The 16,373-nt window shown below is 45.7% G+C and carries 13 protein-coding genes; 2 read left to right on the forward strand and 11 right to left on the reverse strand.

What is annotated here, in order from left to right; all coding sequences use genetic code 11:
- Positions 1-199: 199 nt before the first annotated feature.
- The 10 genes from VFDL14_RS18385 to prmB all read right to left on the reverse strand — a co-directional run bounded on the left by VFDL14_RS18385 (position 200) and on the right by prmB (position 12,019).
- Entirely contained in the window at positions 200-1,354 is a 1,155-nt protein-coding gene (locus VFDL14_RS18385; RefSeq protein ID WP_032549614.1) for a S8 family serine peptidase, read from the reverse strand.
- Positions 1,355-1,491: 137 nt separating this feature from the next.
- Positions 1,492-2,604: an ABC transporter ATP-binding protein gene (locus VFDL14_RS18380; RefSeq protein ID WP_032549615.1), complete on the reverse strand. Its 1,113-nt coding sequence runs from the start codon at positions 2,602-2,604 to the stop codon at positions 1,492-1,494.
- Between the two features lie 6 nt (positions 2,605-2,610).
- The gene (locus VFDL14_RS18375) at positions 2,611-3,468 is read right to left on the reverse strand and encodes a carbohydrate ABC transporter permease (protein WP_008218366.1); all 858 of its coding nucleotides are present in this window, start codon (positions 3,466-3,468) and stop codon (positions 2,611-2,613) included.
- Positions 3,465-4,403 carry a carbohydrate ABC transporter permease gene (locus tag VFDL14_RS18370; protein ID WP_004739913.1) on the reverse strand — a complete coding sequence of 313 codons (939 nt, stop codon included), beginning with the start codon at positions 4,401-4,403 and terminating at the stop codon, positions 3,465-3,467. The genes VFDL14_RS18375 and VFDL14_RS18370 overlap by 4 nt, the downstream gene beginning before the upstream one ends.
- Positions 4,404-4,584: 181 nt before the next feature.
- A complete protein-coding gene (locus VFDL14_RS18365) occupies positions 4,585-5,832 on the reverse strand; it encodes an ABC transporter substrate-binding protein (protein WP_032549616.1) in 1,248 nt (415 codons plus the stop codon).
- Between the two features lie 110 nt (positions 5,833-5,942).
- A complete protein-coding gene (locus VFDL14_RS18360) occupies positions 5,943-7,388 on the reverse strand; it encodes an ATP-binding protein (protein WP_032549617.1) in 1,446 nt (481 codons plus the stop codon).
- A 13-nt stretch (positions 7,389-7,401) separates the two neighbouring features.
- Positions 7,402-8,130 carry a response regulator gene (locus tag VFDL14_RS18355; protein ID WP_032549618.1) on the reverse strand — a complete coding sequence of 243 codons (729 nt, stop codon included), beginning with the start codon at positions 8,128-8,130 and terminating at the stop codon, positions 7,402-7,404.
- A 149-nt stretch (positions 8,131-8,279) separates the two neighbouring features.
- Entirely contained in the window at positions 8,280-9,746 is a 1,467-nt protein-coding gene (locus VFDL14_RS18350) for a protein adenylyltransferase SelO (protein WP_032549619.1), read from the reverse strand.
- A 434-nt stretch (positions 9,747-10,180) separates the two neighbouring features.
- The gene (locus tag VFDL14_RS18345) at positions 10,181-10,822 is read right to left on the reverse strand and encodes a LysE family translocator (RefSeq protein WP_032549620.1); all 642 of its coding nucleotides are present in this window, start codon (positions 10,820-10,822) and stop codon (positions 10,181-10,183) included.
- A 264-nt stretch (positions 10,823-11,086) separates the two neighbouring features.
- A complete protein-coding gene (gene prmB, locus VFDL14_RS18340; protein WP_032549753.1) occupies positions 11,087-12,019 on the reverse strand; it encodes a 50S ribosomal protein L3 N(5)-glutamine methyltransferase in 933 nt (310 codons plus the stop codon).
- 62 nt (positions 12,020-12,081) lie between these two features.
- Between prmB and smrB the strand changes: the two genes are divergently transcribed.
- A complete protein-coding gene (smrB, locus tag VFDL14_RS18335; protein ID WP_032549621.1) occupies positions 12,082-12,612 on the forward strand; it encodes an endonuclease SmrB in 531 nt (176 codons plus the stop codon).
- Between the two features lie 138 nt (positions 12,613-12,750).
- On the opposite strand, the gene sixA is transcribed toward smrB, so the two are convergent.
- Positions 12,751-13,215, reverse strand: coding sequence for a phosphohistidine phosphatase SixA (sixA, locus tag VFDL14_RS18330; RefSeq protein ID WP_032549622.1), 465 nt, complete (start codon positions 13,213-13,215; stop codon positions 12,751-12,753).
- A 303-nt stretch (positions 13,216-13,518) separates the two neighbouring features.
- On the opposite strand from sixA, the gene VFDL14_RS18325 reads away from it, so the two are divergent.
- Positions 13,519-16,296 (forward strand): insulinase family protein, encoded by a 2,778-nt coding sequence (locus tag VFDL14_RS18325; protein WP_032549623.1) that lies wholly within the window; start codon positions 13,519-13,521, stop codon positions 16,294-16,296.
- The last annotated feature ends 77 nt before the right edge of the window (positions 16,297-16,373 follow it).

Raw genomic sequence — 16,373 nt, forward strand, 5'->3', positions numbered from 1 at the left:
TGGGAGTTGACCACTGTTTAAATGATGAGTTCGAAAACCAGAATGGACTTACAGGCTACTAAAGTAACTCTGTCGTAATGAGTGAATCATGCTCAGCACACAAGAGATTAAATCTAAAAAGAGAAAAGCGACCATAACGATCGCTTTTATCAACACTGATTCACATTATATAGCTGGAAATACCTGTGATATTTTACTATCAGTTCATCACTGCAATTGGGTCTGGCACCCCATCAGGATCATTATTTACCGTTCCATCTGTCGATGGTAATTCACCATCACCTAACCCACTCGCTAATATGACACCGCATAAGTGAGGCGCTGCCATCGAGGTACCATTGTAAGAAACCGTTCCTCCTCCCGCTTTGGTTGATAGCACATCGACTCCCGGTTGCGCGTAATCGACATCAAAACCATAATTGGAAAAGTAAGCGAAGCTATCGTTAGTTTCGCCAAATGCTGAGATAGTAAATATGTTTGTACCGTTAGTGCTCGCAGGCGTAAAACCACGCGCGTCTTGACCAGAGTTGCCAGCCGCCAGCGAGAAAAAGACCCCTTTTGATGCGGCAGTTAGGATTGCACTCTCTAGAGCCTCAGAATAACCAGCACCACCTAAGCTCATGTTGGCACAGTCGCCGGAATTACCATAACGAGCAACATGGTCAACACCGGCTATCACACCCGACATTGTACCACTGCCACTGTTATCTAAGACCTTCACTGGGATAACCTCAACCCCTGGAGCAACACCAATAACATCAAAGCCATCATCATACGCCCCTATTGTTCCAGCGACATGTGTGCCATGGCCGTTACCATCATTGGTATTATTTTTCTTGCCGCGAGTAAAGTTTGCACCCCGTGACTCGTTAACATTCAAATCTGGATGGCCGCTATCAATACCGGAGTCGATAACCCATGCGACAACAGTGGCGTCACTCATATCAACAGTGCCACCCTTTACTCGTGTCACTCCCCAAGGCGTTTTTTGTATCGCTCTCTCTGCAGAATCTCCCCCGCCCTTATTCGGGTTACCGCCTCTCGGAAATGCATGCATCTCAATATCTTGTTCAATATATTCAATTTCGGGAAACCTATTTGTCAGTCCCTTGAGTGCTTGCTGAGGGATTTTGACTGAAAAACCTTTCAATGCATGACTGTATTGATGACCAACCACACCTTTTCCGCTCGCCACTTCACGAGCGATATCATTAGCTCGAGATACCGACGTGCTTTCTTTAAGAACGACAATATAACTATCGCGCAGATCATGATTTACCACAGCCCCTACAGGAAAGGACAGAAGAGCAGCTGACATAGCCCCTGCTAGTATTTGAACTCTCATTTCCGACATCCTTGATTTTCTATAATAATTTCCCGTAAAGCATAGACCCTAGTAATAGATTTATCAGTAATGAGTTTTGTATATTGATATAAAAACACCCCATCAAATGATGGGGTGTTTAATAAAAGGTTATCATTTACAAGATTCTAGAAATCAATTCTTCTTTCCGTTTGCGCATCAAAGAATACCGCTTTCGACAGGTCGAAATGCAGCGGTGCCATCTGCCCTACCGACACTTCAAATTCCGGAGATAAGCGACACGCAACTTCTTGGTCGTTGACCTTCACCATCGCAATCGTATCTGGCCCTGTCGGTTCTAGCACTTCCAACTGCAAATCCAATTTAGTGGTTGCCGACAGATCATCACCTTGTTGCTCAGTAATGTGTTCAGGGCGCAGGCCAATCACCACTTCTTTGCCATCTTGTTCGCGCATGCTTTGCGGCAGTCGAATATGGTGCTCTTGATCCGCCGTACCAATAACCTTAATGATCGGATTTTGCTCCTCGTCGAGGTCTACCATAGTCTTGATGAAGTTCATCGATGGTGACCCCATAAAACCGGCCACAAACATATTGCTTGGCTTAGTGTAGATCTCTTGCGGTGTGCCTAACTGCTGCAATTCACCATCTTTCATTACTGCAATACGATCTGCTAGTGTCATCGCCTCGATTTGGTCATGGGTTACATAAACAATCGTAGTGTTGAGCTTTTGATGTAGGCGCTTAATCTGATGGCGCATTTCCACACGCAGCTTGGCATCCAAGTTAGAAAGCGGCTCATCAAACAAGTACAGCTTAGGACGACGCGCCAGTGCTCGTCCCATCGCCACACGCTGACGCTGACCACCGGATAACTGTGATGGTTTGCGGTCCAACAGTTGCTCGATCTGCAGCATTTCAGCGACGCGATTCACCTCAGCATCGATCTCGTCTTGAGGCATCTTGCGGATCTTCAAGCCGAAGGCGATATTGCCGCGTACCGTCATGTTTGGATATAACGCATAGGATTGGAACACCATCGCAATGTCGCGGTCTTTAGGTTCAACCTGAGCGACATCAACACCATCAATCACTATCTCACCCGAGCTAATGTTTTCTAGCCCAGCAATGGTATTCATTAAGGTGGATTTTCCACACCCCGAAGGGCCGACAAGTATCAAGAACTCCCCCGAATCGATACTAATGTCGATGCCCTTTAACGTTTCGTTGTCCGCGTTGCGATAAGTTTTACGGATCTGTTTTAAATCTAATGTTGCCATGGGTAATTATCCTTTTACTGATCCTGCCGTTAGGCCACGAACAAAATATTTTCCTGCGAAGACATACACCAACAATGTTGGCAGTGCGGCGATGATCGCAGCAGCCATATCGACGTTGTACTCTTTAACGCCCGTACTGGTGTTGACCAAGTTGTTTAATGCCACGGTGATCGGCTGAGTCTCCGAGCCTGAATACACCACCCCGAATAAGAAATCGTTCCAGATAGCGGTAAACTGCCAGATCACCGTCACCATGATGATAGGTGTTGAGATCGGTAATAAGATCTTGAAAAAGATGGTAAAGAAGCCGGCACCATCCAGTTTTGCCGCTTTGATCAACTCATCTGGAATCGAGATGTAGAAGTTACGGAAGAACAGCGTCGTAAATGCCATGCCGTAGATAACGTGCACAAGTACCAGACCAACTGTGGTGTTTGCTAAACCCATCTTGCCCAGTACGGTCGCCATAGGTAACAACACCACTTGGAATGGAATGAAACAACCGAACAGCAGCAAGCTAAAGAACAGGTTTGAGCCACGGAACTGCCACTTAGTGACCACATAGCCATTGAATGCGCCCAGTAGTGTTGAGATAGCCACTGCTGGAATCACCATTTGGAACGAGTTCCAGAAATAGCCTTTCACCCCTTCACACTTCACGCCAGTACAAGCGCTGTCCCACGCTTTATACCAAGCATCGAACACCCACTCTTTAGGTAAACTCATCAAGTTACCCGCCTTGATGTCTGGCAAGGTTTTGAATGATGTCAGTACCATGACGAACAACGGCATTAGGTAAACCAAGCAGAAGAAAAGTAGAGCCGAATAGATAAACATTCGAGCAAAGTTGATGTTATTCATCATGACTTTTTCTCCCTAAGCTCAGAGTAAAGATAAGGCACCAGAATCGCTAAGATACCCGCTAGCATCATCATGGCACTGGCAGCACCTAGGCCGATTTGTCCGCGTGTAAACGAGTGTGCATACATGAATAACGCTGGAAGATCCGATGAATAACCCGGGCCACCTGCCGTCATTGCTGTCACAAGGTCGAAGCTCTTAATCGCAATGTGTGAAGTGATGATCACCGCACTGAAAACCACAGGTCGCAAGCAAGGTAAAATGATCTTGAGATAAATAGTGGGTAAGCTTGCACCGTCAATTTGCGCCGCTTTAATGATCGAAGAATCGATACCACGCAGGCCAGCTAAGAACATCGCCATCACGAAACCTGACGACTGCCAAAGCGCGGCAATCACTAAGGTGTAAACCGCCATTTCAGAGTCGACCAGCCAGTCGAATTTAAAATCGGTAAAGCCCCAATCTTGCATCAGCTTTTCAATACCGAGCCCCGGGTTCAGAATCCACTTCCAAGCGGTACCCGTCACGATGAATGACAGGGCCATTGGGTAGAGATAGATGGTACGAATCGCGCCTTCTTGTCGGATATTCTGGTCAAGCAAAATCGCTAAGCCGACACCCAATACGATAGCAATCACCATGAATAGGATCCCAAATACACCGAGGTTAGTGATCGAGGTGATCCAGCGATCGTTCTCCATTAGCTTTTCATATTGAGCAAAGCCAACAAAATTGAAGCTCGGTAGAAATCGAGAGTTAGTAAACGACAGCGCTGCCGTCCAGAATATATAGCCGTAGATACATACCACGGTGACCAACGCGGTCGGTGCCAGCACAATCTTAGGTAACCAATGCTGTAACCTGTCAGCAAAACTGGGCTTTGGTGCAGGCTGGCTCCTTGTCGGTTTTGGAGTCGACTCAGTCAAAACATGCTCCATAACTTTTCCTTGTTGCACAATTGAGCCAATGGCTTACCTCTCGGCACCACATCAGCATCACGCATATCAGAATTGAGGTGAAGAGCGGATAGGCTCCCTACGAACCTACCCACCCTGGGGGTTAGGGATAAGCAACATACTCAGTAACTCGTGTTCTGTTCATGTTGCTTATCAGACTAGGTTAGATAGCCGCTTTTACTGCTTTCGCTAACTTAGTTGCTGCCTCTTTAGGATCGGCATCTTTCTCATTGAAGAAGTTAGTCACAACGTCATAGATAGCGCCTTGGGCATAGCTTGTTGTGGATAGGCCGTGAGCCATACTCGGTACAAGGTCGCCCGATTCCGCACTCGCTTTGAAGGTTGCCATAGAGTCCAACGCACATTGGTCGAACTTAGACATATCCATATCAAGGCGCACTGGGATAGAACCTTTGTTTAGGTTGAAGACCTCTTGGAAGTCTTTAGTAAGAATGGTTTTCGCAAGATCTTGTTGCGCTTTTTGATTCTCTTTATCGCCTAGCTCGAAGAAAGCAAAGCTATCGATATTGAAAGTAAATTGGCCGTCAGTACCTGGAGCTGGTGCACAAATGTAGTCTTTGCCTGGCACTTTACCTGCAGCGGTAAACTCGCCCTTCGCCCAGTCACCCATGATCTGCATTGCCGCTTCACCATTGATAACCATTGAAGTTGCTACGTTCCAGTCACGACCTGGAGAGTTGCTATCGATGTAGTCACGCATCTTTTTAAACTTGGTGAACACTTCGACCATTTTTTCGCCAGATAAAACGTCCATATCCAAATCAACGAACGCCTTGTTGTAGTCTTCACTGCCAAGTACATCAAGTGCCACCGCTTCGAAGACTGTCGCGTCTTGCCATGGTTGACCACCGTGCGCTAGAGGAATGAAACCTGCTGCTTTGATCTTGTCTGCTGCAACAAAGAACTCATCTAAGGTAGTTGGAACCGTCACACCTGATTTTTCGAGCACTTCTGGGTTTGCCCAAAGCCAGTTAACACGGTGAACGTTCACAGGAACTGCTACGTACTCGCCGTCCCATTTCATCACTTTGGTGACAACAGCTGGCAGTAAGTCATCCCACTTTTCTTGTTTTGCGGTTGCATCGAGAGACGTTAGAAAACCTAAACCACCCCACTCCTGAATATCATGACCTTTGATCTGTGCGGCAGATGGCGGGTTACCAGATACTGCTCGTGTCTTTAAAACGGTCATCGCACTTTCACCGCCGCCACCAGCAACTGCGAAATCTTTCCAAGTATGACCTTGTTCTTCAATCATCTCTTTAAGTACTGCAGCGGATTTAGCTTCACCACCAGCAGTCCACCAGTGAAGGACTTCCACTTCACCAGCTTGAGAAAATGTTGAGGCAGCAAGAAGAGATAGAGTAAGTAGGGTTTTATTGATTTTCATTATAATCTTCCATGTTTAGCGGACTCGACGCCCGGTTCAATAAAGAGTCTACTTATTCTGATTTATAAGATTGAAACAAAAGGTAAGCCCAATGTAACACAATTGTTACATTACACTTCTAGGCCTCGTGGGATATAGACTTTGGCTTCTAAGCCACCTTGAGGGGAGTTGCGAATAATGAGATCTCCGCCGTGTCCGTGCAGGATATTTCGACAGATTCCAAGCCCTAAACCGTGCCCTTGATCGTCGGTAGCAAGCCTAAAGTAGGGTTCAAACACCAACTCAAGTTTATCTTCCGGGATTCCATTTCCGTGGTCCTGAATCGTCACGATTACCCACACAGAATCGCTACTGATATCAACTTTAGCGGATGTGCCGTATTTCACTGCATTGTCTATAAGATTGGTCAGCACACGTTTAATCGCTAATGGTTTAGCGACTAACGGCTCAACCACAATGGGTTCAAACTCTACTAAGGTTTGATGCTGGTTGTGCGATTCAATAACCGAAGCAACCATGTCATTAAGGTCGATAATGGCGTTGTTTTCGTGAAGGTCCGTATCTCTTACTGCTTGCAGAGCCCCCTTAACCATCATCTCTAGCTCATCCAAATCCTTGTTGAATTTCTCTTTCTTAACTTCGCTTTCCAACAGCTCAGCTCTGAGTCTCAGTCGAGTAATCGGTGTCTTTAAATCATGAGAAATAGCAGTGAATAGATGTTCCCTATCGGCCACATAGCGACGAATACGTTGCTGCATGCGATTGAACGCCCGAGTCGCCGTGACCAGTTCAGTCGCTCCCTCTTCATTAAGTGGTGGCTGCTGAATATCCATGCTCATCTCGTTCGCTGCCCTCGCGAGCTTTTTAAGCGGGCGCACTTGGCGGCGAATCATTAAGTAGGTCAACACTAGTAGAATCAGCGTTGAAGAGAGCAAGAAGATCACCTGTTCACGACCAAGAATAGTGTCATCCAGTTTGACATAGGGTGCAGGCAACAGCGCCGCAATATAGACCCACTCATGGCTGGCTAGCTCGATTTGAACAACCAGAATCGGTGGATTAAGAGGCTCTAAGGTTAAGGTATGATGGGCCCACGATCGCGGGAGATCGCTCAAGTAGATATCATTTTTCAGCAACCTAAGATGCTCTGGGCGAGAGAAGTCAACACGTACCGACTCCACCTTATTAAGCTTGCTACTCAAAACACTCTCTATCGCTTCTATCGATGCGGTTTTTAAACGAGTATCGGGGATTGGTTCGACAATCAGCGCCTCTTTATTAAAAGAGACGAAGAATCGCGTCCCCCCCATATTGCGGATTTGGTCTAACACAATATGGCGATATTTGACGGGCAAAGATTGAAAGAAAGTCACTGTGGAAGCAAACATGTTTGCCATGCTCGATGAAGCCGAACGAATACCTTCTAACTCTTTTTGTTTGGATTCGCTATACCAAATAGAGGTTGCTATGCCTTGCGCAATGACGACGGCTAACAAGGTCAAAAGCAAGGTTCGAGCAACCAAGGAATTTGGCTTTAAACTTCTCAACCACTTCATAAGGACTTCTTACTCAGTGTTCATAATGCACAGGTACAGCCAATATATAGCCATTGCCACGCATGGTTTTGATGTAGTGCGGGTATTTAGCGCTATCACCCAGTCGGCTTCGCAAGCGACTCAATTGAACATCAATACCACGCTCAAAAGGCAGCGCTTCACGTCCTCTGGTAGCAAAAGAGATAGTATCTCGGTCTAGCACTTCATTGGGGCGAGTTAGGAACAGCATTAACAGTGAGAAGTCACTGCCCGACAAATCCATCTCTTCGGCACTTTCGTTGTGTGAGATTCTGTGAGCAAGAGTATCGAGCGTCCAATCACCAAAAATGATCTGTTTAGGCAATGCATCACTCGGCTTGTCGTCAACCACTTGAACACGTCGTAACAAGGCCTTAATACGAGCCATTAGCTGGCGGGGACTGAACGGCTTGGCGATATAATCATCGGCACCAATTTCCAAGCCAATGATCTGATCGGTTTCGTCCGATACCGCAGTCAGCATAATAATAGGGACATTGGAATTTTTACGAACGCGCTGACACAAGGTAAAACCATCGTCCCCGGGAAGCATCACATCGAGAAGTATCAGGTCAGGATAACCTTGGCTTTGTAGGTGAGTTTCCAGTTCAGCCCCATCTCCAACCGAAGAGACATCGAAGCCCGATTTTGAGAGGTACTCTTCCAGCAACTCGCGGATTTCTTGATCATCATCCACCACGAGAATTCGAGTATTTGTTGGCATCGCCCAAACCTATAAAATTTACAACTTATTCACATAGTGTATAGGCAGGTCGCGTTTTTGATTATTGATATGTCTGTAAAATTAGAACAATGAACAGATAGAGATCACAACTAGATAACCTCTATCTGCATTTCTAGTGATGGACTGCACTAAGACGAACAGCTGATCTCCATCTCCTTGCCCCACTCAGGAGGCAGAGCAGCCAAATATTCATAGTCAGGATGTTCGGCATATGGATCGGCGAGCACAACCATTAATGCATCAACCACACTGCTATCGCCTTCTTCCGCTTTATCAATTGCCAATTGAGCCAAGTAGTTACGCAGTACATATTTCGGATTGATTGCACGCATTTTTTGACAGCGCTCTTCCGTTGTTTCCTGTTCCAGTTCACAGCGCTTAAGGTAACTATCAACCCAAAGCTTGGCTGCTTGGCGATCGATGACCAGATCAATCACCTCTTGCTCAGATTGCGTATCGAGATCCGATAGCGTTCTGAAGAATCGAGGATAATCGACGCGGTTTTGCGACATCAGCTCGAACATAGACTCGAACAGGCGACTGTCTCCTTCTTGTTTTGATAGCAGCCCGAGCTTTCTACGCATCAGCTGACTAAAGTAGCTATTCATTTGAGATTCGTACATCTCAAGCGCTGCTTCTAAATCAGCTCGCTCAATCAGAGGAGATAGCGCATGGGCTAATGCTGACAAGTTCCACATGCCAATACGAGGCTGTTGATTGAACGCGTAGCGACCTTGATAGTCCGAGTGATTGCAAATAAGGCGAGAGTTATACTCATCCATAAAGGCAAACGGGCCGTAATCAAACGTCTGGCCAATGATCGACATGTTGTCCGTGTTCATCACCCCGTGAGCAAAACCATTTGCCTGCCACAACGCAATCATCTCCGCAGTGCGGTCAACGATCTGATTGAACATCGCCGCGTAAGGCTTTTCTTCGTTTAGGCATTCTGGAAAGTGCCATTCAATCACCTTATCAGCCAATAGCTTTTGCTCTGCAAGTTGATTGGTATAAAACAGATATTCAAAATGGCCAAAGCGAATATGAGATTCAGATACACGCAATAGCAGCGCACCTTTCTCCTGCTTTTCACGGTACACCGGCGTGTCACTGATCATCATGGCGAGTGCACGTGTGGTTGGAATATTCAGCCCCGCCATCGCTTCACTACAAAGATACTCACGAACTGTCGAGCGGATAACCGCACGCCCATCACCCATACGAGAATATGGAGTTTTACCTGCACCTTTAAGGTGTAAGTCGAATGTTTCACCACTTTTAGCGACAACTTGAGATAAGAGTAACCCTCTTCCATCACCAAGATCTGGGTTGTAAGCGCCAAATTGATGACCTGCATACTTCATCGCAATAGGGTCAAAGTTTTCGTTGTCGACTAAACCGGACAGTGAATTCAAGAGATCTGCATCGAGGCTCTGAGTTCCGTCCACAGAAGGAAAACCAAGTTCCGTTGCCAAAGTGTTGTTCCACGCAAGCCAGCGAGGGTTCAATAACGGTGTTGGATCAACATGAGAGTAAAAGGTTTGCGGCAGTTCGACGAATCGATTGTTAAAAGAGAGATGGTCCCAAATAGACATAACGACACACTTTGATCAAATAGTAGTGTCAGATTATCACAGTTTGGTAACAACTTCTGGAAAGGTTGAGTGGCTAACTACTGGGTCTTGGCGGTTTGATTGCTAAGGTAGAAAGCCACGTTTAATGTTTAGATAAGATTGAGCGATAAGATCGTGAAAAAGAGTTATTCATAACAATTTTCGAGTTGCGTAAACCTAATTAGATTAGAGCTAGAATAGCGACTAGAGAAACCGATGCGAAAAGCCAAGTACGACCGATAACGCCAAAATGAGAGTGTTGAATCATTTCTTGATGCTGCATAAATGCGCTCCTTAACCATATATACCGTGTATATACAATATATCGACAAGCAGCCGAAATCGGCAAGCACATTAATATTAACTTTTTATTACAGCATCAAGAAATTTACGTAACAATTGAGATTTCTTATGCTTTAAGCACGCGTTGTAGTCGATAGAAGCGCTCCAGCACCAATAAATACACCACCAGTCACTCGATTAAACATCTTGGCTCTGCCCTTAGCAAACAACCAGTTAGATGATTTAGCTCCAAGATAGGCATACATAAGTAACCAAGATAGCTCCATCACAGCGAAGGTCGTCGCAAATACGACAAACTGCGGAAACAATGCTGCTGTTGGGTCAATAAACTGCGGGAAAAGAGCGGTAAAGAACAAGATAGCTTTAGGGTTACTCGCTCCTACAATAAACCCGCTTAGGTAATGTTGTAGGTAAGTGCCTTTGTTTTGCTTACTGCCTTCCTCTCCTTGTTCATCAAGCTGATAACTCTGTTGGTTTGAACGCAGTGACTTCCAACCTAGATAAATCAGATAGGCAGCACCCGTCCATTTGATGATGTTAAACACGACCTCAGATGAAGCGATGATGACGCCAAGCCCAGTAAAAGACAGGGTTAAGATTGAGGTAATCGCCGTTAAGCTACCAAGGGCGGTAAAAACTGAAAGCCTAAAACCTGATTGCACCGCCTTCGTCATACACAACAAAGAACTTGGTCCTGGTGATGCTGTTAACACCAATACGGCAAGAAAGTAATAAACCCAAATATCAAAACTCATCGTGAATCCTCCGTAACTCACTAGAATATATAAACTATGAGCTCCAATATGAATCAGATGTGCAACTTGATCAACTTACCTCCCACTAAGAAAGATAGGTAAAACGACACGAAAGAGACGTGTAACAAGCGACATAAAGAGCGAATTACTAATTTCTCTCAATTTCATAATTGTTTTATTCAAAGATGTTGTGGCAATAAGTAGGAATCTCCAAAAACAAAAAAACCGCACTAATAAGCGCGGTTTTTAGCGATTGAACTCAACTTAGTCTTTGTAAATTGAGAACTCGTCAGCACAAGCAATCATCTGCTCGCGAGTGATCATGAATACGCCGTGACCACCGTTTTCAAACTCAATCCACGTGAATGGAATGTGTGGGTATTGTTCCATCATGTGAACCATAGAGTTGCCCACTTCACAGATAAGAATGCCATCGTCTGTTAGGTAATCTGGTGCGTTAGCTAGAATACGACGAACCAACTTCAGGCCGTCAGTACCTGCAGCTAGGCCTAGCTCAGGCTCATGAGTGAACTCATCTGGCAGGCTGTTCATATCTTCTTCATCCACATATGGTGGATTCGATACGATCAGGTTGTACTTCTCTTTTGGCAGATCGCGGAACAGATCCGAACGGATTGGGAACACTTGCTGCTCCATACCGTGGTCTTGAACGTTCTGCTCAGCCACTTGCAGCGCGTCAGTTGAGATGTCAATCGCATCCACTTCAGCTTCAGGGAATGCATGTGCACAAGCAATCGCAATACAGCCACTGCCAGTACATAGGTCCATGATGCGAGTCGGCTCTTCAGTCAACCACGGCTGGAATTGCGCTTCAATCAACTCACCGATTGGAGAGCGAGGCACTAGCACGCGCTCATCAACGAAGAACTCAAGACCACAGAACCATGCTTTGTTGGTTAGGTAAGCAGTAGGTGTGCGCTCATTGATTCGTTTAATAACGCGCTCAACGATACGTAGACGCTCACTACTGGTTAGGCGAGAGTTCAATACGTGCGAAGGAACGTCAATCGGCAGATAAAGGGTTGGTAAAATAAGTTGTACCGCCTCATCCCACGCATTATCTGTGCCGTGACCATAAAATAGGCCCGCTGCATTAAAGCGGCTAACAGTCCAACGAATCACATCTTGAAGCGTGTGTAGTTCTGATACCGCTTCTTCTACAAAAATCTTATCCAAAATCATCTCCGAAAAGCGCTACAATACTGCTAATTACGTTTCAATTTAGAACTTATAACCTGATGAGCAAAAAAGACACCGATCTCGATGACGATTTCGCCCTGTTCAGTGAAGCAGTAAAGGGCGTTAAAAAGTTGCAACAGGATACCATAATCCAGCAGCCAAAAAGAAATACCAAACAAAAAGAAATTACGCGAACAGCCAGACAAGCCAGTGACAGCGAGTTTTATTTTTCGGACGAGTTCATCCCTCATCTAAGTGAAGATGGCCCAACTCGTTACGCGCGTGATGATGTGTCTAAGTACGAAGTCAAAAGGCTGCGTCGTGGCGTCTATGTGCCGGATGTCTATCTCGATATGCACGGCATGACTCAACAAGAAGCCAAGCGTGAATTAGGCGCCATGATTGCTCACTGTGTTAAAGAAGGCGTCTCTTGTGCTTCTGTGCAGCACGGTATTGGTAAGCACATTCTAAAAGAGAAAGTGCCGTTGTGGCTTGCGCAGCATCCGGATGTGCTTGCGTTCCATCAAGCTCCATTAGAGTTCGGCGGTAACGGTGCACTGTTAGTTCTGCTCTCTATCCCTGAGAAGTAACGCCTTTAATTGCAATCAGCGTTAATCCGCAAGGATGCATAGCTACACTCATTCAGTTACAAAGAAAAAAGGCACATCCGACGATGTGCCTTTTCGTTATTCGACTTTTGGCGTATAGCTTAGTTTGGAGATAACCAATTAAGGGTTAATATTCCAAGCTAGCTCACCTTTTTTGGTCTCTAAATCAAAATCGATACAGACCAATCCCGACGTTGGGAACATTGGTGGCGTCATACCAGTGGCGAACTCTGCCGTTAAATACCCGACCAATGGCAAGTGCGACACAAACAACACACTCTCTAGGTTTTGAACCTCAGCCATCGCAATGGTGTAATCAAAAACTTGGTCGGACACACCATAAGGGGTGATGTCTTCGCTCGTTTCTACCTTATTGCCAGAAAACACTTCAGAGATCTCTAGCCAAGTCTCTTGCGCTCTCAAGTATGGGCTAACCAATACTTTATCAAAATGAGTTACGCCTTGTTCTGCGGCAGCTTGGGCTACTGCAAGCGATAACTTCTTACCGCGCTTAGTGAGCGCACGCTCTGCATCTGTGTTTGCAAAATGCTCTGCTTCACCGTGACGCATAATGAATACTTTCATGTTCTATCCTGTCTATGTAGCCGTTAAAAGCTTAGCAATCAATTGACCGCCTGAACGCTACTTAGGGGTGACTCTAAAGTTATAGAAACCTTGTTCGCTGTAAATAATTATACCAAGTCACTTGCCAAAGAGTTCAACTTTCTTAACAATCTTATTAAAAGAAAATAAATCACTGATAAAAATCGATAAAATCGATTTCAAAAGCAACAAAAAGCTCTTCATATCCCAAAATAGGATTACAAGGTTTGCACCGATTTACATCGGGTACATAATTTAAACACAACCTTCTCTGGAGACACGCGTGTGCATCTAAGCCCAAACGACGAACACCAATACCGCTACTTAACGCTTAATAATGGCTTAAGAGTGTTGCTTGTTCATAACCAACACGCTCAAAAAGCCGCCGCCGCATTAGCGGTCAATGTCGGGCACTTCGATGACCCAAGTGATCGAGAAGGTTTAGCTCATTACCTAGAGCATATGCTTTTTTTGGGAACTGAAAAGTATCCAAAGGTCGGAGAGTTCCAAAGTTTTATTAGCCAACATGGCGGCAGCAATAATGCTTGGACTGGCACAGAACATACCTGTTTCTTTTTCGATGTCGAGTTAGATGCGTTTGAAAATGCACTCGACCGCTTCAGCCAGTTTTTCACGGCTCCGTTATTCAATGAAGAAGCACTAGATAAAGAACGCCAAGCAGTTGATTCTGAATACAAGATGAAGCTCAACGACGACTCGCGACGCCTCTATCAAGTGACCAAAGAGTTGGTCAACCCTGAGCACCCTTTCGCCAAGTTTTCTGTCGGTAACATTGAAACGCTAGGCGATAGAAACGGACAAACCATTCGCCAAGAGATTCTGGACTTCCACCTGCAACAGTATTCCGCCGATTTAATGACGCTGACCTTGTCGGGCAATCAACCTCTCGATCAAATGCAGAGTTGGGTTGAGCAAAGATTCAGCGGCATTGTTAATCATCAGCGACAAGGGAAGAAAGTCGACGTTTCTATTGTTGGCCCAGAAAGCACTGGCGTTCAGGTGTTTGTCGAACCGATTAAAGAGATTCGCAAACTGATACTGACCTTCCCGATGCCAAGCATGGATGAACATTACAGCATTAAGCCCCTCTCCTTCTTTGCACATTTATTGGGCTATGAAGGTGAAGGCAGTCTGATGATGCAGTTGAAAGAGAAAGGCTGGATCACTTCGCTCTCTGCTGGCGGTGGAGCCAGTGGCAGTAATTACCGTGATTTCACAGTGAGCTGTTCACTCTCTGTCGAAGGCTTAACGAAAGTTGATGAGATCACCCAAGCGGTATTTCAATACATTAAGCTGATTGAAAAAGAAGGCATGCAAGAGTGGCGCTACCTTGAAAAGCGCGCTGTTCTCGAGTCTGCATTCCGCTTCCAAGAGCCTGCTCGTCCAATGGATGTAGTTAGCCACCTTGTGATAAACATGCAGCACTATCCAGAGCATGACGTGGTCTACGGTGACTACAAAATGGAATGTTACGATGAAGCATTGCAACTTTCTTTACTCAAACACTTCACCGTCGACAACATGCGCTCAACGTTGATTGCTCAAGGACTTGAGTATGATCGTCAAGCGAAATGGTACTTCACGCCTTACTCGGTGCGACCTTTCGCTAAAGAGCAAAAGCAATCTTTCCAATGCATTAACCCTGGGTGGGAGTTTGAATTACCGGGTAAAAACCCATTCATCTGTTACGACCTAGACCCGGCTGAGCTTGAAGAGACAAAAACTCATCCGACTCTTCTACAAGAACTGGACGGGTTTAAATTGTGGCACCTGCAAGACACAGAGTTTCGCGTGCCAAAAGGCGTGGTGTACGTCGCGATCGATAGCCCTCACTCTGTAGCAAGTCCGAGGAACATTGTTAAGACGCGATTGTGCGTCGAAATGTTCTTAGATTCACTCGAAAAAGAGACATATCAAGCTGAAATTGCCGGAATGGGATACAACATGTATACCCATCAAGGCGGCGTGACACTGACGATTTCGGGCTTTAGCCGTAAGCAACCACAGCTTCTAAATATGATTCTGGAGCGCTTTGCTTCTCGCCAGTTCAGCCCTGCTCGCTTTGAAACGATTAAGAGCCAACTGCTTAGAAGTTGGAGCAACGCGTCGCAAGATCGCCCTATCTCGCAGCTATTTAATGCAATGACAGGGTTACTACAACCCAATAACCCACCCTATTCGGTGTTAATTGAAGCGCTAGAAACCATTGAAGTGGATGAGCTTTCTTCATTTGTCCAAGCCATTTTAGCTGAGCTACATGTCGAGATGTTTGTTTACGGTGATTGGCGTAAAGACGATGCCTTGCAGATGGCGGAATCACTGAAAGATGCTTTAAGAGTCAAAGACCAAGCATACGAAGAGTCATTGCGACCACTAGTTATGCTTGGAGAAAATGGCAGTTTCCAGCGTGAAGTAGTGTGCAACCAAGATGATTCCGCAATTGTGGTTTACTACCAATGTCCCGACATTTCGCCACAAAGCATCGCGCTCTATTCCTTGGCTAACCATTTGATGTCGGCGACCTTCTTTCATGAGATTCGCACCAAGCAACAGCTCGGATATATGGTTGGTACTGGCAACATGCCACTCAACCGCCACCCTGGCATTGTGTTGTATGTACAGTCTCCTAATGCCGCTCCTGTTGACTTGATTTCATCCATCGACGAGTTTCTTAATGCGTTCTACATGGTGCTGTTAGAACTCAATGACTATCAATGGCACAGCAGTAAGCGCGGGCTTTGGAATCAGATATCGACACCCGACACAACATTACGAGGTCGTGCTCAACGTCTGTGGGTCGCAATTGGTAATAAAGACACCGACTTCAACCAGCGTGAACGAGTTCTCGAAAAGCTCAAGGAGTTATCACGCAGCGACATGATTCGATTCGTGGTCAACCAACTAAAACCACGCACCGCTAACCGCTTGGTTATGCATGCACAAGGCAACGCTCATCAAGAGGAACCTTCGCTCTCAATGGGCGTTGAGATTGGTTCTATTGAAGAGTTCCAGCTGCGCCCGAAAGATACTGAGCTCGGTTAATACGTTATTACTGTTTCAGCAAATAAAGAGGTTGATGTTAGCGCATCAACCTTTTTTGATCTGCCTAGCGCTAAAAG

Source organism: Vibrio fortis (assembly GCF_000695685.1).
Classification (GTDB): Bacteria; Pseudomonadota; Gammaproteobacteria; order Enterobacterales; family Vibrionaceae; genus Vibrio; species Vibrio fortis_A.